We start from the raw sequence: 24041 nt of genomic DNA, 5'->3' as shown, positions 1-24041 counted from the left end.
CATGAAGCGTCGTCCAGTAGCATTTATAACGGGAGGGAGTCGGGGCATTGGCTATGGCATCGCCGAGCATCTGGCCAAAGCGGGTTTCGATCTGGCTATCAACGGTGTACGTCCCGAATCAGCCGTAACAGAAGCACTTGACGGACTGCGTTCGCTGGGAGCTGAGGTTATTTATTGCCCCGGAGACATTGCGTCGAAAGAAGATCGGACCAGCATGCTCGACAAAATAAAAGCGCATTTTGGGCGATTGAACGTATTGGTAAACAACGCGGGCGTAGCGCCTAAAGAACGTCGCGACATTCTGGAAGCCACGGAAGAAAGCTTTCACTACGTTGTTTCGACCAATCTGCAAGGTGCTTATTTTCTGACACAGGCCGCAGCGAACTGGATGATTGAGCAGCAACGTAACGACACTACGTTCAGCGGCAGTATTATTAACGTATCGTCGGTTTCGGCAACGGTGGCGTCGGTCAATCGCGGAGAATACTGCATCGCCAAAGCCGGATTGAGCATGGCTACCCAACTCTTTGCCACCCGACTAGGCGAGTTTAACATTCCTGTTTACGAAGTTCGTCCGGGTATTATTCAGACCGACATGACAGCGGGTGTTACGTCGAAATACGATACGTTGATTGCCAATGGCCTGTGTGTACAGAAACGCTGGGGGCAACCCGACGACGTTGGCCGCGCCGTATCAGCCCTTGCTAAAGGTGATTTCCCTTACTCGACCGGGCAGGTAATCATGGTCGATGGTGGCATGACGATACCACGATTATAAGTTTTTGATAGTCAGCTTTAGATGCCCGATTAGTTTTACCTGTTTCAACGCTTTACTGAATAATTGCAAGAAGGCGCCGACAGGCTCTGGCTGTCGGCTAAACTGTTCCCATCCGACAGCCAGAGCCTGTCGGTGCCTATTGAAGTACTCTATCTCCTAAATCCGATAACCGCTCATGCAACGTTCAACCGAAACTCGTAGAGAGTTTATTAAATCAGCCGCCGTCGGTTCATTGGCGGTGATAGGCTTACCCACCATTATTCCTGCCCGTGCTTTTGGGGCTAATGACCGTGTTCGGGTGGCCGTAATTGGCGTCAATGGTCGGGGGAAAGATCACATCCAGGGATTTTCGAAACAGAAAGATGTTGAAGTGGTAACCCTTTGCGATGTCGATAGCAACGTATTGCAGGAGCGCGCGGCTGATTTCGAGAAAAAATACAACCGTAAAGTTCAGACCGTGGGCGATCTACGGCAGGTTTATGACGATAAAAATATTGACGCCGTTAGTATTGCGACGCCAAATCACTGGCACGCGTTGGCGGCAATCTGGGCATGTCAGGCCGGGAAAGACGTATACGTCGAAAAACCGGGTGCTCACAACATTCACGAAGGCCGGAAGCTGGTAGAAGCAGCACATCGATACAACCGAATTGTTCAGCACGGTGTACAACTACGTAGCTCAGTGGCCATACAGGAAGCTATCAAGCATCTGCGCGATGGCCTGATTGGTAATGTCTACATGGCGCGTGGGCTTGTTTATAAATGGCGTCCAGACATTGGCAATCAGGGGAAATCAAGCGTTCCATCCGAACTCAACTGGAATCTATGGCAGGGGCCAGCACAGGAAAAAGAGTTTAGCAAAAACTACGTCCACTACAACTGGCACTGGTTCTGGGACTACGGCAACGGCGACATTGGTAATCAGGGCATTCACGAAACTGATCTCTGTATGTGGGGACTGAACGTGGGGCTTCCAGAAGAAATCACCTCGGCAGGTGGCAAGTTTCTGTGGAAAGACTGCAAGGAAACGCCCGAAACGCTGACGTCGGTTTATAAATATCCGAAAGAAGGCAAAGTCATTCAGTTTGAGGTACGTCCGTGGATGACCAACAAAGAAGACGGCGTTGAAATTGGGAATCTGTTCTACGGCGATAAAGGCTACATGGTTATCAACGGTTACGATGACTATAAAACCTTTCTGGGCAAAGAGCGTACGCCCGGCCCGGCCCGTAAAGCCGGTGGTGACCACTACGCTAATTTCATCGAATGTGTTCGCTCACGCGATAAATCAAAGCAGAACGGCCCTGTCGAAACCGCGCACTTATCCTCGGGTATTGCGCACCTCGGCAACATCGCGTATCGGTTAGGCCGCACGCTCCATTTCGACCCGAAAAACGAAGTGTTCGTTAGCGACAAAGAAGCAAATCAGATGCTTACCCGTAAATACCGCGCGCCATTCCTAGTGCCAGAAAAAGTATAGTTACCGGAGTTGTGGGGTTATAGGGTTGTAGAGTTGTAAGGTTATAAAGTTGTATGGTTAGCTGCCTGATGGACAACCATACAACTCTACAATCTTATAACCATATAACTATACAACCCTATAACCTTACAACCATACAACTCTACAACCTTTCGACTTAATGAAACCAATTATTACACCCGAACCCACTCAACGGTCTGTTATAAGCCAATTATTACAAATACCCGTACTGGTAGCCGCCCTCGGCTATCTGGTCGATATGTACGATTTATTTCTGTTTAGTGTGGTACGTGTACCAAGCCTGAAAGCACTCGGTATAGACGGCGACCGGTTGCTTAGCGATGGTATTTTGCTACTCAACAGCCAGATGGCAGGTATGCTTGTTGGCGGGATTTTCTGGGGTGTTCTGGGCGATCGGCGCGGGCGGCTCTCGGTACTGTTCGGCTCTATTTTGCTGTATTCGTTAGCGAATATTGGCAATGGTTTCGTTACGTCGCTGAATCAATACGTTATTCTTCGCTTCATTGCGGGCGTCGGTCTGGCCGGGGAATTGGGGGCTGGTATTACGTTGGTCACCGAAACCTTACCAAAAGAAATACGCGGTTACGGCACTACGTTGGTCGCTACAATGGGCGTTGTGGGTGCCATTCTCGCTTACTTCATGGCCGATCTTTTCGACTGGCGGATTTCGTATTTCATTGGTGGCGGTATGGGGCTTTTACTGCTCATTCTACGTATCAGAGTAATGGAATCAGGTCTTTACGAAAAAACCAAACACCGAGCCATTACGCGCGGCAGCCTGACCATGCTTTTTGCCAATAAAAATCGGCTGGGTCGCTACGTTCAGTGTATTCTGGTTGGATTGCCGATCTGGTTTGTGGTTGGTATTCTGATTACGTTTTCTCCAGAATTAGGCAAAGCATTGGGGCTAAATGCACCCGTAATAGCCGGTAAAGCCGTGATGTTGAGTTTCTCGGGGCAAGTTCTGGGTGATTTGGTGAGCGGTTTCATGAGCCAGTCGATGCAGAGCCGAAAACGGGTTATGCGGATGTTTATGCTGCTCTCGCTTGTTTTTATGCTGGTCTATTTACTGGCACCCATTGATGATATCACGGTTTTTTACGCTGTTTGCGTTTGTCTCGGGTTTGCAAATGGCTATTGGACTCTCTTTGTAACTATTGCGGCAGAACTTTTTGGTACCAATCTGCGCGCTACGGTAGCTACTACGGTGCCAAATTTCGTGCGCGGGGCCACCATTCCGTTGAGTTCACTTTTTGTCTTACTAAAGCCGTCGCTTGGTACCATTTACAGCGCCCTGACAGTTGGGCTGGCCACGCTGGCAATCGCATTGATTGCGTTGACATTTCTGGAAGAAACTTTTACTAAAGACCTCGATTACGTCGAAGAAGCGTAGCGCGGGGACGTTACATTTCTATGAAAAGTATAGTAACTTCTTTTTTGCTAGTCATTTGCTTTGGTAACGTAACACTGAGCCAGCCTGCTTCGTCCAAACCACGAACGATTGTAACAACCGACGGCGAAGTCGATGATGTCGATACGTTTATTCGGATGTTGCTCTATACCAATGAGTTCGATATTGTTGGTCTGGTCTACAGCAGTTCGCAATGGCATTATAAAGGCGATGGCAAAGGGACGAAATTTACGTCCGAAATGCCCAGCACGGCCAAGCGGTATGGCGAACGTACCGAACTCCGTTGGCCCGGCACAACCTGGATGGAAGTGTACATCGACAAGTACGCAAAAGTGTATCCGAATCTAATAAAACACGCGAAAGGCTATCCAACTCCCGATCATCTACGTAGTTTGATTCGGGTAGGTAATATCGATTTTGAGGGCGAAATGGCGCGCGATACCGAAGGGTCTGATTTCATTAAAAAGATTCTGCTCGACAACAATCCAAGTCCGGTCTATCTGCAAATATGGGGTGGCACCAACACGGTTGCCAGGGCACTAAAATCGATTGAAGATCAGTACAAAGGAAAATCGGAGTGGCAAAGCATCTACAAAAAAGTATCGCAGAAAGCCATCATTTACGCCGTACTCGATCAGGATGCTACGTACCAGAAATACGTAGCACCAAACTGGCCCGACATTCGGGTACTCTACAATTCTGACCAATTCTGGAGCTTTGCTTACCTGTGGCCACGCGTGGTGCCAACTGAATTACAGCCTTATCTGAGCGGAAAATGGTTTGCCGAACACATCAAGTTCAACCACGGCCCGCTGCTGGAATCATATTATCTCTGGGGTGATGGACAGAAACTTCCCGGCGACCCAGAGCACACACACGGGAGCATGGAAGAAGCGCAGAAATACAAACGAAGTCAGTACGACTTCATTTCGGAAGGTGATTCGCCAGCTTACTTTTACCTTGTCGATGTGGGATTGCGTTGTATGGAAGATATTTCATACGGAGGCTGGGGCGGACGCATGGTGCAGTCGACTACGAACCCGCATCGTTGGGAAGATGGTAAACACGTAACGGATTACAATCCCTACTCGAAAAAGCAGGATGCGGCTTATCCGCAAACACGCTGGATTGATGTTATTCAGAACGACTTTGCCGCCCGCGCCGACTGGTGCGTCATGGATTATAAAAAAGCGAATCATGCACCTGTTGTAAAGCTCAATCATCCGCTCAATCTGTCGGTCAAGCCGGGGCAGAACGTAACGCTCAGCGGTTCAGCTACAGACCCCGACGGTAATTCCGTTACGTATCGGTGGTGGCAGTATGAAGATGTGGATACGTATACGGGCAAAATAGACCTTCAAAATGCCGAAAAAGCAAAAGCATCGTTCACAGTTCCAAACGATGCTCCCGTTGGTTCAACCATCCACGTAGTACTGGAAGTAAGCGATTCTGGTTCGCCTAAGCTGACTCGTTATCAACGAGTTATTGCACGAGTGGGTCAGTAAACACGGCGGACAGAATGTCCACGTTACAAGATTACGTAACGCGGACATTCTGTCCGCCGTGTTTAGCAATAATTTATTTATGGTTGGCTTCCAGCGACTGTTCCAAGGCTTGTATAGACTCGGCTTCTTGCTTTTTCTGACCCATTAATTCAGCCAGCAATTCATTTACATTCACGGTAGCAAAGCTGCTGGCATAGTCAGCCATAGCGTACGGAATGATTAGTTCGCCATTGTTGATCATCCCTCCGCAACTATATACTACGTTCGGTACGTAGCCTTCCCGTTCATTTTCATCAGGGCTCAGAATCGGCTCAACCGTGCGTCCGATGACTTTACTGGGGTCGTTAAGATCAAGCAGAAACGCGCCGATGGCATATTTACGCATTGGTCCAACGCCGTGACTGAGTACCAGCCAGCCTGCTTCGGTTTCTATAGGTGAACCACAATTACCTAACTGAACGAACTCCCAATGATACGTTGGTTTCATCAGTAATTCCTTGGTTTGCCAGAAGTATAGATCGTCGGAATACATGAGGTAGATATTCTCGCCATCCTGCCGCGAAATCATGGCGTATTTGCCATTAATCTTACGAGGAAACAACGCCATACCTTTGTTCGACACTTCGGCCCCGTTTAACGTGCTGACACTAAAATTGGTGAAGTCCTTGGTTTCAAGAAGTTGCGGAAACGTAACACGACCGTTATAAGCTGTATACGTAGCGTAATACGTTATTTCGCCATTATCGTCCGTAAACGCTACGAACCGGGCGTCTTCGATTCCGTTAGTTTCGTTAGGAGATGTCGGGAAAATACAGCGTTCATCTAAACTCTGATCATCTTCGAAGTGAATTTCGTAGTTCGATTTTGCCAGTGCCAGCAATCCACCAGCAATCGTTTCGTATTCAGCATTGTAACGATACTGCGCCAGCACACGTTTTACCTGTGCTTCCAGTTCGGTCAGACTGAACTCTTCGCCAAGGCCCGTCATCATTTTTTCCTGAATACTATTCTCCAACCGCAACTCGTAAAGTTTACGCTCAAACATAGCACGATTGAAACGGTGATTAGGTACTATATCGGGCGACGTAACGTAGCGCGATGGCTTACGAACAATGATTTTGCCCGATTCATCGATGTAACCCATCCGAAACGATATTGACGATACGTGTCCTTCGCCAGTTGCGCGCAAACTCAGAATGAATCGCTTGTAGCCCGGCGGCAGATTCGTCTGATCGGGGTGCCAGATCATCGACGGATTGAACAACGCAGCTGATTCCAACGAATATTCCATCGTAAAATAAGCGCCCAGCAACAGTTTACGGTCTTCCGTCAATGGCTCATCGGTCAGCAAATGAGGTTTTATTTGTTCGAATCGCTGGAGCAGAAAACGGTCGTGCTTATAATGCCGTCCGCCGAACTCCCGAATAACCTCGTCTAATTTACTATCAACTTCTTCGTCGGTCATACTGCCTACTCTGGCAATAATTTTCAGCGTTCGGGTTGTACTACCCAATTCAAACGGACGAAACAAAACACGGGTTGGGTCCGGCTGAAGCACAATACCGGTACGCGTGGCTTTTATACTCATTTGGCTAAGTCAGGATTTCTGAACAAAAAAAGAACGAAAAAGACGCTGAAACCAAGATAGCAGTGATATAAATAACTACAGATTGTTTCGACGTCTTTATTCTAACGGGAATTAGTAATCCCATCAAATGCAGGTACGTATCCAGTTGATAATCTGCCATGTGCATGGCCTATCGACTGAACAATAAAAAAACCTTCTCTACGCGAGAAGGTTTTGGATAATTTCATAATAGTCGTTCAATCAGGCATTAACGAGCGAACTTGTTGTCGTAGCTGTAGCCTTCAATATATTACGTTTTTTTTGAACGTAGTGGAGTTCGGCCAGTGCCAGCAAATATGACAATGTTGATTCGGCTCCCTGATTCTGGTTCACCCGATCGATATGAAGCCCATCGCGGCAACCGCCGGTTTGCTGGTCATAAAGTGGTAATCCTAAGTCATTAAGCCCCGTAAACCAGGTAAAAATACGAATCGCGGTACGATGCCAGTCCTCATCACCTGTTACTTCCAACGCAGCCAGACAGGCCGATAGCGTGCTCTGTGCTTCTAATGGTTGCTGATCAAAATAAGCGCGGGGTTGTCCTTTTGTGTAAAAACCGTTCGAGCCAATAGGCTGAAAATGCCCATGCTGAGCTGTCTGAATGTCAATCAACCAACGTAGCGACGACAACCCGATAGCCACTAACTGTTCTTCTCCTGACCGGATCAAGACGTGTGCAAGCAGGGCGTTATCGTACGAAAGCGTATTTTCGAACCAGGGCCAATCTTCCGTAGCCGTTTCGGTATATCGGAAAATCAGCTTGTCGAGCAACTGACGCTGAATATTTTTAGCCAGCCGATCATCGTTGAACTGTTTCTGGTATTCGTAGATACCCAGCAACGCAAACGCCCATGACCGTGGCGACGACATTTCGCAAATACTGGGCAACACTTTTTCAAACAGATTCATAGCCCAGCTTACGGTATTCTGATCTTTTGCGCGCCCAATGCAACAGCCTAGCGACCATATAGCCCGGCCGGTGCTATCGTCGGAGCCAAACTCTTCCAGCCAGCGCCGGTCGTAGCTCATAAAGTTGCGAAACTGCCGATGATCATCGGCATAGGCATGATTCAGAAAGGCGCAATACGTATCGACGACTTGCCCCAAACGAGCATCAGTAGTACCAATATTCTGGATCATCAGGGCCAGAATCAGTGCTCGTGCGTTATCATCGGTACAATAACCTTCTTCATAAAAAGGTAAATGATGACGGGCGTGTTGCACAATACCCGTTGAATCGGTCAAGCGGAAAAGGTGATCGAGACGTAGTGTAGGCAGTTTAAATACAGCACTACTATGCGCCCCTACGGTATATGGAGCCTGACCGCCAATAATACTCATTCGCTCCTGACGAGCCCGCCCGAATGATTCACCGTATAATTGAATAACCCGCTCCCAGATCATCTCCCGGCCCATCATGTAGCCTTTTTTACGCATGGCATGGCGTGTTGGCTCGTCGGTTAGCAATCGGCTGATTTCGCTGGCAATAGCGTCTGAATCACCAAAAGGCACTAATACGCCCCGACCATCCGATAGCAATTCTTCAGCATGCCAGTATGGCGTAGATACAACCGCTTTGCCACAGCCGAACGCATATGATAACGTACCAGACGTAATCTGTGCCGGGTTCAGATAGGGCGTTACGTAGATATCCGCCGAACCCAGATATTCCAGTAAATCGTCCAGTTCAACAAACTGATTGTAGAAACGAATGTTATCTCGAACGCCCAGATCGGCCGCCAGTTTTTTTAGACTGTCGCGATACGCTTCTCCTTCATGTTTCAACAAATGCGGATGCGTAGCGCCCAGCACCATATACACTACGTTCGGATGCTGTTCAACGATACGTGGTAGGGCTTTTATTACGTTCTCGATGCCTTTGTTAGGCGATAGCAAGCCAAATGTCAATAAGGTTTGTTTGCCTTCCATCCCGAATTTGTCCTTATAGAAATGCGGATCGACAAAGGGCATATCGGGAATTCCGTGCGGAATCAGGTCGATTTTTTCTTCAGGAATTTCGTAGATGTTAATCAGAAAATCACGTCCTTTCTCCGACATGCAAATCACTCGCGACGACAGATCGGCAATCGTTTTCAGAACAACGAGCTGATCTTTGTCGGGCGTTTTCAGAATTGTATGAAACGTAGTGACGATAGGCATTGTCAGATTACGTAGCAACGTCAGAATGTAGCTTCCGGCAGATCCACCATATATACCATATTCATGCTGCAAACACACTACGTCGACAGACTTTGCATTGAGAAATTCCGCAGCTTTTCGATAGGCGTCCTGATCATGCTGATAGAAATCGTACCGTACTTCGCTCGGGTAATTATAGCCTTCGGGCGTATCGTTGACCGACACGACTAATGCGTTGGCGTCGGGAATAAATGAATCGTAGGATGTATAAAGGTCAGAGGTGAACGTAGCAATTCCGCACTGGCGAGGCAAGTAATCGCCAATAAACGCTACGTTTCTTGGTTTGTAATCAAATGATGCATCCGCTCCTGAATGTACTACAGACTGAGTGGTGGCTACTCCGGTTCGGTTGCTGTATATGCTCATTGGGTTATTAGGGATTGAATTGTATTATTCGTATTTATATAAGCTGCTTATATGCTCTTTTGTTTATAAGAAACCTCAGATTTAATCCCTGAACAGCTAGGTAATGGGCTACTGCTGATTATTATCCTATTTAACCTGCTTTTTGCCATAGAAACTCATTTGTACTATGATATTATTCACTTCATTACTTCAACAAAACCGCACGCGTTAACGCTTACACTGAGGAAACGGGCCATCGAATAGTCTGATACTACGTATTACGGTAGCTTACTACATTGTTATTTATGGTATCGATTAAGGGAGAATGAACCTAGGTTTTGCTTTACTTCTTCGACCATTCTCCTATAATATATTTGATGATGAAAAAGCTGGCTGTCCTTATAATCCTGGTTTGTTTATTTAGCTCATTCACGCACAAAGAGCTTAGCTGGGTCGCTATCGGCGATTCGATTACGTACCTGAACGAGCATCTGAATGAAACGGGCAATCGAATCACCAAAGGGTATATGACTCGCGTGACCGAAAAACTACCGTATATCCACTACACCAATCAGGGCCATAATGGCTGGACGGCGGTACGTATTGCGCAGGAAATTGACAAACTGGGATTAACAAAAGCTGACGTTTATTCCATTTTTCTGGGCACCAACGATTGGTGGGGCGGAAAGCCACTTGGCCGGCTGGAAGATTACAAGCAAAATACGGGTAACGGTACGGTATATGGGTCGTTTCGGATAATCGTTAACAAACTACGTAGCCTGAACCCGGAAGCTCCTATTATTTTCATCACGCCTATGCAGCGGGTCGATTTTGTGTACCTAACCAATTTCAAAAATAACGCCTATGGCTCATACAAAGCCAAAAATGGCCAGCTTCTCGAAACTTTTGCCAACGCTATCGATTCAATTGGCCGTTTTGAAAACCTACCGGTTCTGGATCTTTACCATCTGAAGGGGCTGGATCATAAAAAACTAGTGAAGTTTAAGCGGCTAAAAAATCCACAAACCGGCGTTTACACAAATTACCCATATCCAAAATTTATCGACGTTCCATTCTCCCCCGAAACGGATGAGTATCCTTACCCGGTTGAAGCCATCGATAGAACCTACGATGGCCTGCATCCTTCCGATAAAGGTTATGATCTGATTAGCCGCAAGCTGATTAAGATCATGAAAAAATATTGAGGAACAGACCTGAAATTTTACAGTTCTTCGAGCAACGTATCGAATGAAACGTACTGATTACCAAAACGATGCTGAATTCGCTGACGTAGCACATCGGCATGAAGCTCCTGAAAGGTTTCGTAGTCGGCCAACGTAGCGAAATCAAATTGCACGGAATACGTAGTGCCGCCATTGTCGAGTTCGGTCAGTAAACGTAGTATCCGGTGATTGGCAGGAAGGCTGGTGGCCAGCGCAGCCGGAAGGTAAAAGCGTTTCATCCATCGGACCCAATCTTCTGCTACGTCGACAGCGACGCTATACGTGGTATTATAAACAATCATAGTTTGCTTAACAGCAAATCATTGATGGAAGTTGACCATTTGGTTGTTTATTTGCTGAACCAATTCGTTTGATAACCTACTGACCATGTATTCCGGATTAGTACACGCACACTCAGGGCTTCGCTGGATTGCCCTTATTTTATTATTGGCTGCCACCGCAACCGCTATTAGTCGATGGCAGGGCCGAAATAGTTTCACCGAAGGTAACCGTAAACTCTATTTATTTACGCTGATTTCGGTACACACCCAGCTTTTGCTTGGCCTGTTTCTGTTGTTCATTAGTCCTAAAGTAAATTTTGGCTTGATGAGTGACAAGTTATATCGGTTCTACAGCGTTGAACATACCGCCGGTATGTTACTGGCTATCATTCTGATAACTATTGGTTATTCGCGCTCTAAACGAGTCAGCCAACCTATCGAAAAACATCGGCTTGTCGGTATATTTTTCGGCATTGGTCTACTACTGATTCTGGCGTCTATTCCCTGGCCGTTCCGTATTCCGGGAGCCAACTGGTTCTAGCATTGTTTTTGCTAACTTCTCATTTAGATCGAAAGGGTGTTCTGTAATCTAGTTTAGGCTACAGAATACCCTTTTTCAGTAACAATATAATACCGATAAATAAAAGAAGATAACAGTATCAATTTATTGGCACAGTTTTATCTATAAAACGATATCATTTAACCTATAAATATACACTACTCATAATCAATAAGTTATTTACTAAATCTGGGTCAGATGTTAAAAAAGTGGGGAAAAATTTCCTCATAAAATTGGTTTAAAGATCGGTATCACCTACTTTTATAACGTATCGCTTGTACTTAACCTTACTTTATGAAGAAAAAGATGCTCCTGGCAGTACTTTGTACTGTCTCGTTTGGCATTGTTCAGGCACAATCCGTACCCACCGTTACTCATAGCGTACCAACCGTAACTGAAGCTAACGTACCCACCGTAACATCAACTTCGTTCTATGAGCAAATCCCACTTGTAAAAGAGGTGATCGGTTTTGCAAAAGAACACTTATATACCCGGTATCGATCTGGAGGAATGACCACACACGGCTTCGACTGCTCTGGCTTTACTCGCTTCTGCTTCAATCATTTCGGGCTCTTACTCCCCCACTCCAGCGCAGCACAAGGCAATGTCGGCGAGGCTATCGACAAAGAGCAGGCCCAACCCGGCGATCTGATTTTATTTAAAGGTCACAGCTCCAAAGGAAGCCGAATAGGCCACGTCGGCCTGATTACCGAAGTAATTGACAATCAGATAAAATTCATTCACTCAGCCTGGAATGGCGGAGTACGTTACGATTATCTGAGTGCCGATTACTATAAACGTCGCTTTGTAGGAGTACGACGTGTGGCTCATATGTTGACGGAGAAATAGGAACTATTAAGTTGCCCCTACAAGTAGTAGTCTATTTCTTGAGTGTTGTTCCTGCTCCCTGCCCTACAGCGGCTGCCAATTCATCGGCGTGGCAGATAATTACTTTCGATACACCGTTGTCGAGGGCTTTAAAAGCATTATCCAGTTTAGGAATCATTCCTTTATTGATAGCTCCAGCAGCTTTATAGTCAGCATATAACGCGGGCGTTAGCTCGCTAATGACGCTAGTATCGTCTGTCGGATCTTTCAGGACTCCCTTTTTCTCGAAGCAATAAACCAGCGTAACGTCGTTATGATTAGCAAGATCAACGGCAATAGTCGAAGCCATCGTATCAGCGTTGGTATTTAATAAATCGCCCGTTTCGTTATACGTGATTGGCGCAAAAACAGGAGTTAAATCCTGACGCAGAAAAAACTGAATCTGCCCAGAATTCACTTCCTCAATATCACCAACCATACCGTAGTCGATATCCTTAACGGGGCGTTTCTTTGCCAGTACTGTATTTCCGTCAGCGCCCGTCAACCCAATAGCATTCGTATCCAAAGCCTGAAGCTGAGCAACGATTTGTTTGTTAACCAAACCGCCATACACCATCGTTACTACGTCGAGCATCGGTTTGTCTGTGATACGTCGGCCATCGACCATAGTTGTCTGAATCCCTAATTTTTCAGCTACCTGCGTCGCAATTTTACCTCCGCCATGCACCAGAATTTTAGCGCCACGTAACTCGGCGAACGTAGTCAGAAAACGTTTTAAAGCCGTAGTATCGTCAATGACGTTACCACCAATTTTTATAACTGTAAGGGTGTTGGGCATTTTTACAAAGTATTATGTATGATGTGTGATATATGATGTATTGGTCTGCTATACATCATATATCACACATCATACATCTATCAAATTCCTTTTAAGATTTCCTTTAGAACCGCCTGTGCTGACCATTCGCGGTTGGCCGCCTGTTCAATCACCAGCGATTGCGGGCTATCCAGCACTTCGTCAGATACTTTCAGATTACGCCGAACGGGCAAACAGTGCATAAAACGACCGTTGTTCGTCAGCCGTAAATCGTCCATTGTAACTGCCCACGACGGATCTTGGGTAAGAACCTGTCCGTAATGCGTGTAGGACGACCAGTTTTTACCATAGATAAAATCAGCACCCGCAAAGGCTTCATCCTGATTGTGTGTTACATATGCATTACCGACAAACTCAGGTGCCAATTCGTAACCCTCTGGGTGCGTTACCACAAACTCAACTTCACCAGCAGCAGCACGCACATTCATCCATTCACAGAATGAATTGGCAACAGCTTGCGGCAGGGGTTTGAAATGAGGCAGCCATGTAAGCACAACTTTGGGCCGACTTACTTTTTTAGCTTCTTCAATAGTAATACAATCAGCCAGCGATTGCAGCGGATGACGCGTAGCCGATTCGAGGTTTACAATCGGCACACGGGCATATTTGGCAAACTGATGCATCACCTGTTCCCGATAATCTTTATCGCGATCCTGCAATTCGGCAAACGCCCGGATGCCAATTACATCGCAATAACGGCCAATAACAGCAGCCGCTTCACGAACGTGCTCGGCTTTATCTGAATTCATTAGCACGCCTTCTTCCATTTCTAAGCCCCAGCTATCCTGCCCAACATTCATCGTTATTACGTTCATGCCGAGGTTTTGAGCCGCCTTTTGAGTGCTCAAACGGGTGCGCAGACTGGAGTTAAAGAAAATTAGGCCAATGGTTTTGTTTTTGCCGAGACCCTGATGCGCAAACGGGTTGGCTTTCGATTCCAGACCCGATTGAATCAGTGCATCAATATTTGTTACGTCGGCAAGCGAAATGAAATTGGTCATTAGTGGTAGTAAAACGTAACGCGAGAAAAATCATTAAACAACAGCCGTTTTTAGACAGGCTTCCAGCGCTTCCAGAAACTGGTCGGCTTCGTCAACACCAACAGCCAGCGAAGGCAACAGGCGGATAATTGTTTTACCCGCTACGCCCGTAAACTGTTTGTGTTCGAACAGCAACGTCTTACGTAATGCTTCGACCGGGAAATCATATTCTATACCGATCATAAGCCCACGACCGCGAAGTTCTTTGTAGCCACCAATCTGACGAATACCGTTCATGAAATACTCGCCCATGCGTGCGGCATTTTCCATGAGTCCTTCTTCTTTCATAATGTCGAGCACGGCAACGGCAGCCGTACAGGCCAGATGGTTTCCGCCGAACGTAGTGCCCAACAGGCCATAACTTGCCTTGAATTTCGGTGAAATCAGGATGCCACCGATTGGGAAGCCATTACCCATACCTTTCGCCATCGAAATAATATCAGCCTCGATGCCACTGAACTGGTGTGAGAAAAATTTTCCTGATCGCCCATAGCCACACTGCACTCCATCCAGAATCAGTATTGTTCCGGTTTCGTCGCAACGCTGACGTAGCGCCTGAAGGAATTCATCGGTAGCCATCTGAATGCCACCTACACCCTGAATGCCTTCGATGATGACAGCACAGGTTTCTGATGTAATACCCGCTTTGGCGGCCTCTACGTCGTTATAAGGCAGGAACGTAACATGCTCATTGTAGTTAATAGGCGCTACAATTGCTGGGTTATCCGTAGCGGCAACGGCTCCGGCAGTACGTCCGTGAAAGCTCTTTTTGAAGGCAACAACTTTAGTACGTCCGTTATGGAACGACGCCAGTTTCAGCGCATTTTCGTTTGCTTCGGCTCCTGAATTACACAGAAACAGCGCATAATCAGGATGATCGGAAAGAGCGCCCAATTTGTCGGCCAGTTCTTGTTGCCGTGGTATCCTGACAGAGTTGGAATAAAACGAAATCTTGTGTAATTGATCGGTAAGCGCCTGCACGTATCGTGGATGCGTATGACCAACCGAGATTACAGCGTGCCCTCCATAGAGGTCGAGATAACGGGTACCGTTAACATCCCAGAGGTAACTTCCCTGCGCACGCACGGGCTCAATGTCGTAGAGCGGATAAACGTTAAATAACTCAGCCATTTGCGTAAACCATAAACCGACGCTATTACCTGCCGGTGTTGTTCATAAAATAAGGGTGCAAGTTTACGGATAATCCGTTGAAAATAGGGTTAAAACAAAAAAAGGAAGCCAATTAGCTTCCTTCTTTTTTTACACTTTTAGCTCATATCAGTATTGATTGAGAAATGAGCGTAACGCCTGAATCGACGCTTCGGGCTGCTCAATCATGCTCAAATGCCCTGCATTATCAATCGTTGCCAGTTGTATCTGGCTCGATAAATCAGCAAGCTGAGCTGTTTTTTCATACGGAATCAACTGATCCTCTTTTCCTAGTAACAGCAAAATTGGGAATTTAGCTACCTTCAATACGTGTGTGCGATCGGGACGTCCCGCAATAGCTTTCATCCCGGCAATCAGCGCATCGGCTGGAATATTGTCAAAGCGGTCGACAAGTCCCTGTGTTTTATCGGCCGGATACGTAGTGGCAACCATTTTTGGCAATTGCTTCTGAATGAATGGAGCCGTTCCAGTTTTTTCAAGACCTTTTATAGCTTCCTGCCGAGCTTCCAGCTTTTTTTCATCATCGGCAGTAGCCGTTGAATGATACAAGACCAACGCTTCGACCAGATCCGGATATTTTTCGGCAAAAGCTAGCGCTATATAACCGCCCATCGAATGCCCAATCAGGGTTACTTTCTGCGTCTGTGTTCCCTGCAAACGAGCATGCACGTCTTCGGCATAGGCTTCAACAGAAGTATGGTTGGTAAGCTGAGAAAAGTCGGGCTTTAACACAAGCGCATCAGATGCCAAATCGGCGTAGATGCCATCCCAGATGGAGGCATCTACGCCGTGGCCATGAATCAAACAGATTGTTTTCAATTGACTCATTGATAGTGATTTAGACAAAAACGGCTAGGTATTAATAACGCCTAGCAGGATAAGCACTAGTCCAACGACAAAGCCGATTAACCCAATGAGTCCCAGAACACTTCCTCCGCCCAATAACCACAACAGTAAACCAATAAGACCAATAATCAGACCCAGCCGTACGTTGCTGTTCATCACTTTGGTTTTTTCAGGTGCTACGTGGCTCTTAATTTTCTTATCAATTTTCTTAAGCATCGTCCGCTCCATCAGCGACAGTTTTTTAGTCGACGTCGCTGCATTGGTCGACACACTTGCTTTATCACTGGCAGTAGTCATCACCTCATTCAATCGCTCCATTCGTTTAGTCAGCTTTTTACTAGATGCCAGTTTGTTGTCGTTACGAACGTAAGCTTCTACCTGACTAACAGCTTGTTTAACCTGAGCTACTTGTTCAACGGGTGTTGTCGAAACGGTTTCTGTAACTGGCGCAGCTACAGAAGCAGCTGGTAGTGGTTCGGCAACGGACTGAACAGATTCTGCGGGCGTTGCTACTGCAACAGTAGCTGGAGTTGATTTGAAGTTTTCCCGGGCTGTGGGCTGAAAATAAGCCACTGGACGGCTGCAGGAAGCCATAAAAGCGATGCCAGCTAGGGCAACAATGAAGCGCGAAGTAAGTGATCGCATGGTGAATGATTTAACGTGAACGATTAAGATATCAAACATGTCAACTGTTAGTTAATTAGTTTGTTGGGCAATCTTGAAAAAAAATTAGTTCAATTACGTTGCAGACGATAATTCGTTTGCTTTCAGAAGAGAGTTTATTCAGCGTTTTATCTCTTGATTAACAACTGATTAATTAAGAGATAAAACACCTGAAGATTTGTATTTGCGATAGCGAAATTTTATTTCCTACAGCAAACCAAGCAACAACAGTACCGCACCAATTACCAGAGCAATAAGCCCGACTGTAGCGCCAGTTCCGGTAGTAAGCAGGAGTAACAGTAAACCAACTATCACCAATACAGCTCCAGTAGCTAATGTACCTGAGTTGATCATTGTTTTTTCGGGATTGGCAGGAGCAAGCTGTTTGCTGATTTTTTTGTTCATTTTCTTCAGCATCATACGTTCCATTAGTCCCATTTTTTTCGTCGATTGGCTTTCGGCAGATGCTACGTTCGTTTTGGTCGAGGCAGAAGCCACCATGCTCCGAATCCGGTTCAATCGTTTTTGTACCGTTTTATCGGCCGACAGTTTGCTGTCGTTACGTACCAACGCATCAACTTTATCCAGTTCAGTATTAACCTGAGCTACTTGCTCGGCTGGGGTAACAGTAGAAGTAATAGTAGCAGGAGCAGTTTCTTCGATTGCACGAATGGGAGCAGGTTTGGCAGAAGTGGTAGTAAACTGTTCACGGGTTGTTGGCTGAAAATAAGCCACTGGGCGGCTGCAGGAAGCAAAAACCGAAATCATCAGCAGACAGGCCAGTAATCGACTGGAGTTATTTTTCATAACAAGTATGTTTATAGTTAAGTGAACGATTAAATTATCAATGGGTAAACCACCAAAGTTTTCATTTGTTAACCCGGACATAAAAAAATAATGGAGCACAAAAAAAGTCGCCGATTTTGTTCGTCAAAACCGGCGACTTTTTTATGACTTAACAACTATATTATGCTACAGAACGCAGTTGATACGTAGTGGATTTACCAAATTTTTCCCGTGCATATTCCAAGCTAACCGTTAACTCCGTCACACCCGTTTGCGACGGCATTTCGAACATCGCATCGGTAATGATCGACTCGCAGATCGAACGTAGTCCACGCGCGCCTAGGCCGTAGTGAAGTGCCTGATCCACAATATAATTCAATGCACTTTCGTCCCAATGCAACGTAATACCTTCCATCTTGAACAGTTTATCGTACTGCTTCGTGATGGCATTTTTCGGCTCGGTCAGAATCTGCATCAACGCCTTCCGATCGAGCGGTTCCAGATACGTCAATACAGGTAAGCGGCCGATCAATTCAGGAATCAATCCGAACGATTTCAAATCAAGCGCCGAAATATACCGCATCAGATGCCCCCGCTCGAACGTATCGTTTAGTCGCCGATCTCCAGAGAAACCGATTGGGCGCGTATTGACACGCTTCGTAATGTGACGCTCGATTCCGTCGAACGCGCCACCGCAGATAAAGAGAATATTTTCGGTATTCAGCGCAATCATTCGCTGGTCGGGATGCTTACGACCTCCTTGTGGTGGTACGTTCACAACGGAACCTTCCAGCAATTTCAACAGCGCCTGTTGCACACCTTCGCCACTCACATCGCGCGTAATGCTCGGATTGTCAGACTTCCGGGCAATTTTATCAATCTCATCGATGTAGACAATTCCCCGTTCGGCAGCTTCTACGTTATAATCAGCAGCTTGAAGTAGACGGGTCAGAATCGTTTCAACATCTTCACCAACGTAGCCAGCTTCAGTAATTACCGTAGCATCGGCAATGCAGAAAGGCACTTCGAGAATTTTAGCGATGCTACGTGCCAGATACGTTTTGCCAGTTCCGGTTTCGCCCACCATAATGATGTTCGATTTTTCAATCGTTACGTCATCATTGGTTTTGGGCTGCATTAACCGCTTGTAATGATTATAGACAGCTACAGTAATCGCCTTCTTCGCTTCATCCTGACCAATAACGTACTGATCGAGGTGCCGTTTCATCTCAATCGGTTTGATAAGATTGATTTGAATCTCGGACGGTTCGCTTTTGCGTGGGCGCATTTCTTCGAGTACGACCTGATGGCCCTGCTCAATGCAATAATTGCAGATGTGTGCGTCGATACCCGACAGGAGCACCATCACTTCATTTTTGCGTCGTCCACAGAACGAGCAACTAATTTGTGGCATGAACGTTTGCAGTGTATTTGCTGTGGTTAACGGATAATCAGCGCGTTACGGCATCTGTAATCCAGGATTTTAAACGGTTCGTTTAGGTACTTTGCTAGCCCGAAATCAGATAATGACCTGCATAACCTCATTCGGGGCACCTGGAATTAACAAAGTTATCAATCTGGCGTCAAACAGCCAAGCTTGTTTGTTGTTCAGAACACGTCATTTATAGATAAAAGTTGCCGACGTAGTAGCCGTTTCATAACTTACTGGCCAGTTTTTTTCGGAATACGTATACAGATAGTCTGTACTGACCTGCGAAAGCACCGACGTACCATCCAGCGAAAGTTGCTGCGACGTCCATTTTACTACGTTGTTTTTACTGGCATATGACTGCACATTCAGGCTCCCATACGGCCCCAGCAAACCACGTAGTGGATTAGGACTCGTATCATAGACGTACAAACTTCGCGCACGGCTTTTTACTGTCCCTGTTTTATCGCGGTTAATCTGCTCGCATTGTGTTACGTTTTCTCCATCGTATTGGAACGTTATGTCAACCGTAGAACCGTCCGCTTTCCGCTGTATCTGCTTCACAACTTGCTGCGCGCTTGACTCCAGGGTTACTTCTGGATTGTTGTTGTAAGCGTTTGGGTCAACCAGAAAAGTTTTTATACCCATTACTGAACCCTGATGCGTAAATTCCTGCCACTGCATCAACAGTTTTTTGGTAACGGAATGACTTACTGAATCGAGTGTAAACCAGCCGTCTTCGGTTTTTGCCAGACGATTTTGCTGGTCATACGTAATAAGCGTGAGCGGGCTTTCTTCTTTACTCTCGCCAGTACGTTGGCTATAGGTACGTACCGATTCCTGCCGCCCCTGTGCATCATACGTGTACTCAACAAATGAAGCCGTCCGATTTATAAATTGAAGTTGTTTCAGTCGTACAGACGTAGCACCCGTAGTGCCAGTAGTCGCCGGGGGCAACGTAGCAGGCTTATCAACCTCGGTCGGTTTCGAACATCCTCCCCACAAAAAGGGCATTGTCAGGCCAATGAGCCAGATTAATGGGGTCGCACGTTTCATCGTTATGGGTAGTAAGTGCGTTTGCACGCCTGAAAATCATAGAACCCTCAGTCAGCTAAAGAGTTCTACAATCTCAGTGAATTATACAAAAAAGCGCAGGAATTACCAACGTAACGCCTGCGCTTTTCCACGACTTTCTACCCAGAGGGCAGCTATTATTTTTCGCGACGTAGTACTTCGTCGATCAGACCGTACTCTTTCGCTTCTTCAGCCCGCATCCATTTGTCGCGATCCGAATCTTTTTCAATTTGTTCAACCGATTTACCGGAATGGTCAGCCAGAATCTGATACAGCTCTTCGCGAAGTTTCACAATTTCACGCGCCGTAATTTCAATATCGACCGACTGGCCCTGCGCACCGCCCGATGGCTGGTGAATCATGATCCGTGCGTGAGGTAACGCCGAACGTTTACCAGCCGCACCACCTGCCAGCAATACAGCACCCATCGAGGCAGCAAGGCTCGTACAAACCGTTGCTACGTCAGGGCGAACGTATTGCATGGTGTCGTAAATACCCAGACCAGCGTATACCGAACCGCCGGGGCTATTCAGATACATCAGAATATCTTTCTTCGGATCAGCCGATTCCAGGAACAGTAATTGAGCCACAATAATGTTGGCAATATTGTCATCGACTGGTAAGCCCATGAAGATGATCCGGTCGGCCATAAGACGCGAGAATACATCTACTTCACGGAAATTCATCGGCCGTTCTTCAATGACCGACCGAGTCATGTTTTCAACTTGCAGGTTGTTTACCGTATGGTTCATGTAGCCATCCACCGTTAGTCCGTTGAGGCCCATGTGATGTACGGCGAATTTGCGGAATTCTTTTTCGTAATTCATAATTTGGTTTCTATCCGTTAATTTGAAAACCAGAAACAACTGGTGTAAGTTCGAGAATCGTTTCGTTACAAATTTGCGTTATGAATCCGAAAAACCCTGTCGGTTTTGGTTTAGATTTTATCGTTGTTACTTGATATGAAAGCATCCATCGCCGAAAAAATACGCTTACAACGGCTTCAGCGCGGTTTATCACAGGAAAATATGGCCGATTTGCTCAACCTATCGACCACGGCTTATGGGGATATCGAACGCGGAAAAACTGACTTAACGCTCTCCCGCCTGACACAAATTGCGCAGGCGCTGGACGTATCGCCCTTAACCCTGCTTACCGACGAAGCAATTCCGGCGCAGGTTGTTGAAGAAAAACCTGACGTAGCGATTCATCATGAACTCGAAACGTTACGTCTGATTCTTGAAAAACAGCAGGTTGAACTCGACAAACTTCGGCTGGAAGCTGATTACTGGAAACGTAAATACGACGAACGTATCGCGTTTGAAGTGTTACGTTCGATGGGCGTCGAAGAGAAACGCGAACGTATTGGTTTTTAATTTTTCCATCTGATTCCATCGTAAAATTTATAATGACGTAGGGGTATAGGACGTAACGATGGTCATAGCTGCAACCATTTCAAAACGCTATGCTCCTTCGTTCATTTCTGGCTATCTTCAGCCTATTCCTCTCCTACTCCATTATTGCACAACCACTTACGCAAACCATTCGCGGAACTGTGGTTGACCAAAGTCTGCAAACGCCGATTCCCGGTGCTACTATTTCGCTGTTGAATTCATCAGATACTGGCAATCAATCTACCACCGGAACCAGCACAAGTGCCGACGGAACGTTCCGCCTGACCAACGTAGCAGTGGGCCGGCAAACGCTCCGGATTTCGTATGTTGGCTACAAAGACCTCGTCCTGTCAAATCTCGTTGTCGATGCGGGTAAAGAACTCGTTCTCACGGTTTCACTGGAGGAATCCATTTCGCAACTTGCCGAAATCACGGTAAAGCCGACCATCGAAAAAGACAAGCCGCTGAACGAAATGGCCGCTGTATCGGCGCGTACGTTCTCGGTCGAAGAAACGCAACGATTCGCAGCCGCTGTCAATGACCCGGCGCGTATGGCAACGGCTTATGCGGGTGTGGTCGGGGCCGACGATGGCAACAATACGATTGTGATTCGGGGAAATACACCCAACGGACTGCTCTGGCGCATGGAAGGCGTTGAGATTCCGAATCCAAATCACTTTGCCAGTCTGGGAGCGGCATCGGGCGGCATTTCAATTCTAAGTGCTCAACTTCTGGCCAATTCCGATTTTATGACCGGTGCTTTTCCGGCTGAATATGGAAATGCGTTGTCTGGTGTGTTCGATTTAAAACTTCGCCGGGGCAACAACGCCAAACGCGAAAGCACGATTCAAGCGGGTGTGCTCGGCATCGACGTATCGAGCGAAGGGCCATTCTCGAAAAAGTATAAGGGTTCCTATCTGTTCAATTATCGGTACTCAACGTTGGGAATTCTGAGCAAGTTGGGCGTAAATGTCGGTACAGGCGTCACTACGTTTCAGGACTTTTCGTTCAACGTCTATCTACCCACAAACCGACTTGGTACGTTCACTTTATTTGGTTTCGGTGGTTTGAGCAGTCAGAACATCGAAGCCAAGCGCGATTCAACCGGCTGGACTAGCCAGAGCGACCGCTACAATGAAACGTATTCAGCAAACACAGGCGCTGTCGGTTTAACGCATTCGCTCAACATTGGCCGACACGCTTTTCTTAAAACGGTGCTATCAGCATCGGGTTATCAGAATAACTACGAAAGCGATTATTTAACCGAAAACTACGTAGCAGAACCACGAGGACGCGATCAATACGCCATCTGGAAAGCCATAGCATCCAGTACGTTAACCTATAAATTCGACGCTCGGAACACGGTTCGGGCGGGTTTAATTGGCACACAGATTCATTATAACCTGAGTCGGTTGGAATGGAATTCGGATCAGCGTCAGCTTCAGACTGTTGTAGAAATTCCGGGCCCGCAATCGCCCGCGCCAGCAACGCAAACCATTCAGGCATTTGGCCAATGGAATTACCGCCTTTCAGAAGCCTTGACGCTCAACGCTGGTCTCCACTATTTACGATTGTTTTTGAACGGTTCAGATGCGCTGGAGCCACGCGGTTCGCTACGTTGGGCATTCAAACCGGGACAGGCAATTAGTCTGGGATATGGGTTACACAGTCAGACGCAAAATCCGGCCGTTTTGTTGTCTCAACAACCTACCAGCAATGGGCTTCGAATGCCAAATCGTGACCTAAGTTTCACCCGTTCGCACCACGTAGTACTGGCCTATGATCGAAAATTAACCGATCACTTACGACTGAAAGCAGAGACGTATTACCAGCATTTGTTCAACATTCCGGTTAGCGCCGATACGTCTGATTCGTTCGCCCTTATTAACGAACCGTTTGGTATGACAAACAAGTCATTATCCAGCAAAGGCATTGGCCGGAATTATGGGCTGGAATTAACGCTGGAGCAGTTTCTGCATAACAATTTCTATTTTCTGCTATCGTCGTCGCTATACCGTTCCGAATATCAGGGTTCCGACAAAATCTGGCGCAACAGCCGCTACGATGGTCGATTTGCGACAAGTTTTCTGGCCGGGAAAGAGTTTACTACGGGCGCAGGACGTAACGGTATTCTGGGCTTGAACGTAAAGTTGACGTATTACGGTGGCTATCGTGCTACGCCCATCAATCTGGATGAATCACGTAGTAAAGGTGAAACGGTTTACTACGAAAATCTGGCGTATACCCAAACTTTACCCGATTACTTCCGTGCCGACATTCGGCTGAGCTACAAACGTAACCGACCTCGCTCCACCCGCACCCTTTCGCTTGACATTCAGAACGTAACAAATCGCCAAAACATCTTCGGACAATATTTTGATGCGCAAACGGGCACCGTTCACACCAGTTATCAGATGGGGCTTCTGCCCGTTCTGAGTTATCGCGTGGCGTTTTAGTGAGGTTTTCCTGTTTTTTTTGTTGATTTGGCAACGAATGAGCCTTTTT

21 protein-coding genes are annotated in these 24041 nt (G+C 46.7%); 9 read left to right on the top strand and 12 right to left on the bottom strand.

What is annotated here, in order from left to right; genetic code table 11:
• Position 1 precedes the first annotated feature (1 nt).
• The 4 genes from ACYVD4_RS10980 (at position 2) to ACYVD4_RS10965 (ending at position 5195) form a co-directional block, all read left to right on the top strand.
• Positions 2-778, top strand: coding sequence for a 3-ketoacyl-ACP reductase (locus ACYVD4_RS10980; protein ID WP_460945418.1), 777 nt, complete (start codon positions 2-4; stop codon positions 776-778).
• A 175-nt stretch (positions 779-953) separates the two neighbouring features.
• Entirely contained in the window at positions 954-2258 is a 1305-nt protein-coding gene (locus ACYVD4_RS10975; protein ID WP_460945416.1) for a Gfo/Idh/MocA family protein, read from the top strand.
• A gap of 160 nt (positions 2259-2418) precedes the next feature.
• The gene (locus tag ACYVD4_RS10970) at positions 2419-3672 is read left to right on the top strand and encodes an MFS transporter (RefSeq protein WP_460945414.1); all 1254 of its coding nucleotides are present in this window, start codon (positions 2419-2421) and stop codon (positions 3670-3672) included.
• 20 nt (positions 3673-3692) lie between these two features.
• Positions 3693-5195: a DUF1593 domain-containing protein gene (locus ACYVD4_RS10965; RefSeq protein WP_460945412.1), complete on the top strand. Its 1503-nt coding sequence runs from the start codon at positions 3693-3695 to the stop codon at positions 5193-5195.
• A 73-nt stretch (positions 5196-5268) separates the two neighbouring features.
• On the opposite strand, the gene ACYVD4_RS10960 is transcribed toward ACYVD4_RS10965, so the two are convergent.
• Positions 5269-6783 (bottom strand): glycoside hydrolase family 130 protein, encoded by a 1515-nt coding sequence (locus tag ACYVD4_RS10960; protein WP_460945410.1) that lies wholly within the window; start codon positions 6781-6783, stop codon positions 5269-5271.
• Between the two features lie 240 nt (positions 6784-7023).
• The gene (locus ACYVD4_RS10955) at positions 7024-9387 is read right to left on the bottom strand and encodes a glycosyltransferase family 4 protein (RefSeq protein ID WP_460945408.1); all 2364 of its coding nucleotides are present in this window, start codon (positions 9385-9387) and stop codon (positions 7024-7026) included.
• Positions 9388-9746: 359 nt separating this feature from the next.
• Between ACYVD4_RS10955 and ACYVD4_RS10950 the strand changes: the two genes are divergently transcribed.
• Complete coding sequence (locus ACYVD4_RS10950; RefSeq protein ID WP_460946207.1) at positions 9747-10571, top strand: SGNH/GDSL hydrolase family protein; 825 nt, start codon at positions 9747-9749, stop codon at positions 10569-10571.
• A gap of 17 nt (positions 10572-10588) precedes the next feature.
• Here the strand turns inward: ACYVD4_RS10950 and ACYVD4_RS10945 are convergent, their stop codons facing one another.
• Complete coding sequence (locus ACYVD4_RS10945; protein ID WP_460945406.1) at positions 10589-10891, bottom strand: DUF4286 family protein; 303 nt, start codon at positions 10889-10891, stop codon at positions 10589-10591.
• 85 nt (positions 10892-10976) lie between these two features.
• On the opposite strand from ACYVD4_RS10945, the gene ACYVD4_RS10940 reads away from it, so the two are divergent.
• Both ACYVD4_RS10940 and ACYVD4_RS10935 read left to right on the top strand, forming a co-directional pair.
• Positions 10977-11411, top strand: a complete 435-nt coding sequence (locus ACYVD4_RS10940; protein WP_460945404.1) for a cytochrome B — start codon at positions 10977-10979, stop codon at positions 11409-11411.
• Between the two features lie 312 nt (positions 11412-11723).
• Positions 11724-12278 (top strand): C40 family peptidase, encoded by a 555-nt coding sequence (locus ACYVD4_RS10935; RefSeq protein ID WP_460945402.1) that lies wholly within the window; start codon positions 11724-11726, stop codon positions 12276-12278.
• Positions 12279-12309: 31 nt separating this feature from the next.
• Here ACYVD4_RS10935 and argB read toward each other — a convergent pair whose 3' ends face one another.
• The 9 genes from argB to ACYVD4_RS10890 form a co-directional block, all read right to left on the bottom strand.
• Entirely contained in the window at positions 12310-13095 is a 786-nt protein-coding gene (argB, locus tag ACYVD4_RS10930; protein WP_460945400.1) for an acetylglutamate kinase, read from the bottom strand.
• 80 nt (positions 13096-13175) lie between these two features.
• Positions 13176-14135 (bottom strand): N-acetylornithine carbamoyltransferase, encoded by a 960-nt coding sequence (locus ACYVD4_RS10925; RefSeq protein ID WP_460945398.1) that lies wholly within the window; start codon positions 14133-14135, stop codon positions 13176-13178.
• A 33-nt stretch (positions 14136-14168) separates the two neighbouring features.
• Positions 14169-15305 (bottom strand): aspartate aminotransferase family protein, encoded by a 1137-nt coding sequence (locus ACYVD4_RS10920; protein WP_460945396.1) that lies wholly within the window; start codon positions 15303-15305, stop codon positions 14169-14171.
• Positions 15306-15452: 147 nt separating this feature from the next.
• Positions 15453-16172, bottom strand: a complete 720-nt coding sequence (locus tag ACYVD4_RS10915; RefSeq protein WP_460945394.1) for an alpha/beta fold hydrolase — start codon at positions 16170-16172, stop codon at positions 15453-15455.
• A gap of 24 nt (positions 16173-16196) precedes the next feature.
• Entirely contained in the window at positions 16197-16835 is a 639-nt protein-coding gene (locus ACYVD4_RS10910) for a hypothetical protein (RefSeq protein ID WP_460945392.1), read from the bottom strand.
• 225 nt (positions 16836-17060) lie between these two features.
• Positions 17061-17660 carry a hypothetical protein gene (locus ACYVD4_RS10905; RefSeq protein ID WP_460945390.1) on the bottom strand — a complete coding sequence of 200 codons (600 nt, stop codon included), beginning with the start codon at positions 17658-17660 and terminating at the stop codon, positions 17061-17063.
• A 160-nt stretch (positions 17661-17820) separates the two neighbouring features.
• Positions 17821-19053, bottom strand: a complete 1233-nt coding sequence (gene clpX / locus ACYVD4_RS10900; RefSeq protein ID WP_460945388.1) for an ATP-dependent Clp protease ATP-binding subunit ClpX — start codon at positions 19051-19053, stop codon at positions 17821-17823.
• Between the two features lie 204 nt (positions 19054-19257).
• Positions 19258-20124 carry a hypothetical protein gene (locus ACYVD4_RS10895; RefSeq protein WP_460945387.1) on the bottom strand — a complete coding sequence of 289 codons (867 nt, stop codon included), beginning with the start codon at positions 20122-20124 and terminating at the stop codon, positions 19258-19260.
• A gap of 155 nt (positions 20125-20279) precedes the next feature.
• Positions 20280-20969 (bottom strand): ClpP family protease, encoded by a 690-nt coding sequence (locus ACYVD4_RS10890; RefSeq protein WP_460945385.1) that lies wholly within the window; start codon positions 20967-20969, stop codon positions 20280-20282.
• Between the two features lie 135 nt (positions 20970-21104).
• Here ACYVD4_RS10890 and ACYVD4_RS10885 point away from each other — a divergent pair, with 135 nt between their 5' ends.
• On the top strand, positions 21105-21518 hold the full coding sequence (locus ACYVD4_RS10885; RefSeq protein WP_460945383.1) for a helix-turn-helix domain-containing protein: 414 nt from the start codon (positions 21105-21107) through the stop codon (positions 21516-21518).
• A gap of 89 nt (positions 21519-21607) precedes the next feature.
• Positions 21608-23992 (top strand): TonB-dependent receptor, encoded by a 2385-nt coding sequence (locus tag ACYVD4_RS10880; protein ID WP_460945381.1) that lies wholly within the window; start codon positions 21608-21610, stop codon positions 23990-23992.
• Positions 23993-24041 lie beyond the last annotated feature (49 nt).

It is taken from the genome of Spirosoma daeguense, assembly GCF_054776875.1.
The sequence above is the reverse complement of the archived record's forward strand: the minus strand, read 5'-3'. Positions and strand labels throughout refer to the sequence as shown.

Coding starts and splice junctions, on each gene's coding strand:
- ACYVD4_RS10980 (WP_460945418.1), top strand. CDS start 2: ATGAAGCGTCGTCCAGTAGCATTTATAACGGGAGGGAGTCGGGGCATT.
- ACYVD4_RS10975 (WP_460945416.1), top strand. CDS start 954: ATGCAACGTTCAACCGAAACTCGTAGAGAGTTTATTAAATCAGCCGCC.
- ACYVD4_RS10970 (WP_460945414.1), top strand. CDS start 2,419: ATGAAACCAATTATTACACCCGAACCCACTCAACGGTCTGTTATAAGC.
- ACYVD4_RS10965 (WP_460945412.1), top strand. CDS start 3,693: ATGAAAAGTATAGTAACTTCTTTTTTGCTAGTCATTTGCTTTGGTAAC.
- ACYVD4_RS10960 (WP_460945410.1), bottom strand. CDS start 6,783: ATGAGTATAAAAGCCACGCGTACCGGTATTGTGCTTCAGCCGGACCCA.
- ACYVD4_RS10955 (WP_460945408.1), bottom strand. CDS start 9,387: ATGAGCATATACAGCAACCGAACCGGAGTAGCCACCACTCAGTCTGTA.
- ACYVD4_RS10950 (WP_460946207.1), top strand. CDS start 9,747: ATGAAAAAGCTGGCTGTCCTTATAATCCTGGTTTGTTTATTTAGCTCA.
- ACYVD4_RS10945 (WP_460945406.1), bottom strand. CDS start 10,891: ATGATTGTTTATAATACCACGTATAGCGTCGCTGTCGACGTAGCAGAA.
- ACYVD4_RS10940 (WP_460945404.1), top strand. CDS start 10,977: ATGTATTCCGGATTAGTACACGCACACTCAGGGCTTCGCTGGATTGCC.
- ACYVD4_RS10935 (WP_460945402.1), top strand. CDS start 11,724: ATGAAGAAAAAGATGCTCCTGGCAGTACTTTGTACTGTCTCGTTTGGC.
- argB (WP_460945400.1), bottom strand. CDS start 13,095: ATGCCCAACACCCTTACAGTTATAAAAATTGGTGGTAACGTCATTGAC.
- ACYVD4_RS10925 (WP_460945398.1), bottom strand. CDS start 14,135: ATGACCAATTTCATTTCGCTTGCCGACGTAACAAATATTGATGCACTG.
- ACYVD4_RS10920 (WP_460945396.1), bottom strand. CDS start 15,305: ATGGCTGAGTTATTTAACGTTTATCCGCTCTACGACATTGAGCCCGTG.
- ACYVD4_RS10915 (WP_460945394.1), bottom strand. CDS start 16,172: ATGAGTCAATTGAAAACAATCTGTTTGATTCATGGCCACGGCGTAGAT.
- ACYVD4_RS10910 (WP_460945392.1), bottom strand. CDS start 16,835: ATGCGATCACTTACTTCGCGCTTCATTGTTGCCCTAGCTGGCATCGCT.
- ACYVD4_RS10905 (WP_460945390.1), bottom strand. CDS start 17,660: ATGAAAAATAACTCCAGTCGATTACTGGCCTGTCTGCTGATGATTTCG.
- clpX (WP_460945388.1), bottom strand. CDS start 19,053: ATGCCACAAATTAGTTGCTCGTTCTGTGGACGACGCAAAAATGAAGTG.
- ACYVD4_RS10895 (WP_460945387.1), bottom strand. CDS start 20,124: ATGAAACGTGCGACCCCATTAATCTGGCTCATTGGCCTGACAATGCCC.
- ACYVD4_RS10890 (WP_460945385.1), bottom strand. CDS start 20,969: ATGAATTACGAAAAAGAATTCCGCAAATTCGCCGTACATCACATGGGC.
- ACYVD4_RS10885 (WP_460945383.1), top strand. CDS start 21,105: ATGAAAGCATCCATCGCCGAAAAAATACGCTTACAACGGCTTCAGCGC.
- ACYVD4_RS10880 (WP_460945381.1), top strand. CDS start 21,608: ATGCTCCTTCGTTCATTTCTGGCTATCTTCAGCCTATTCCTCTCCTAC.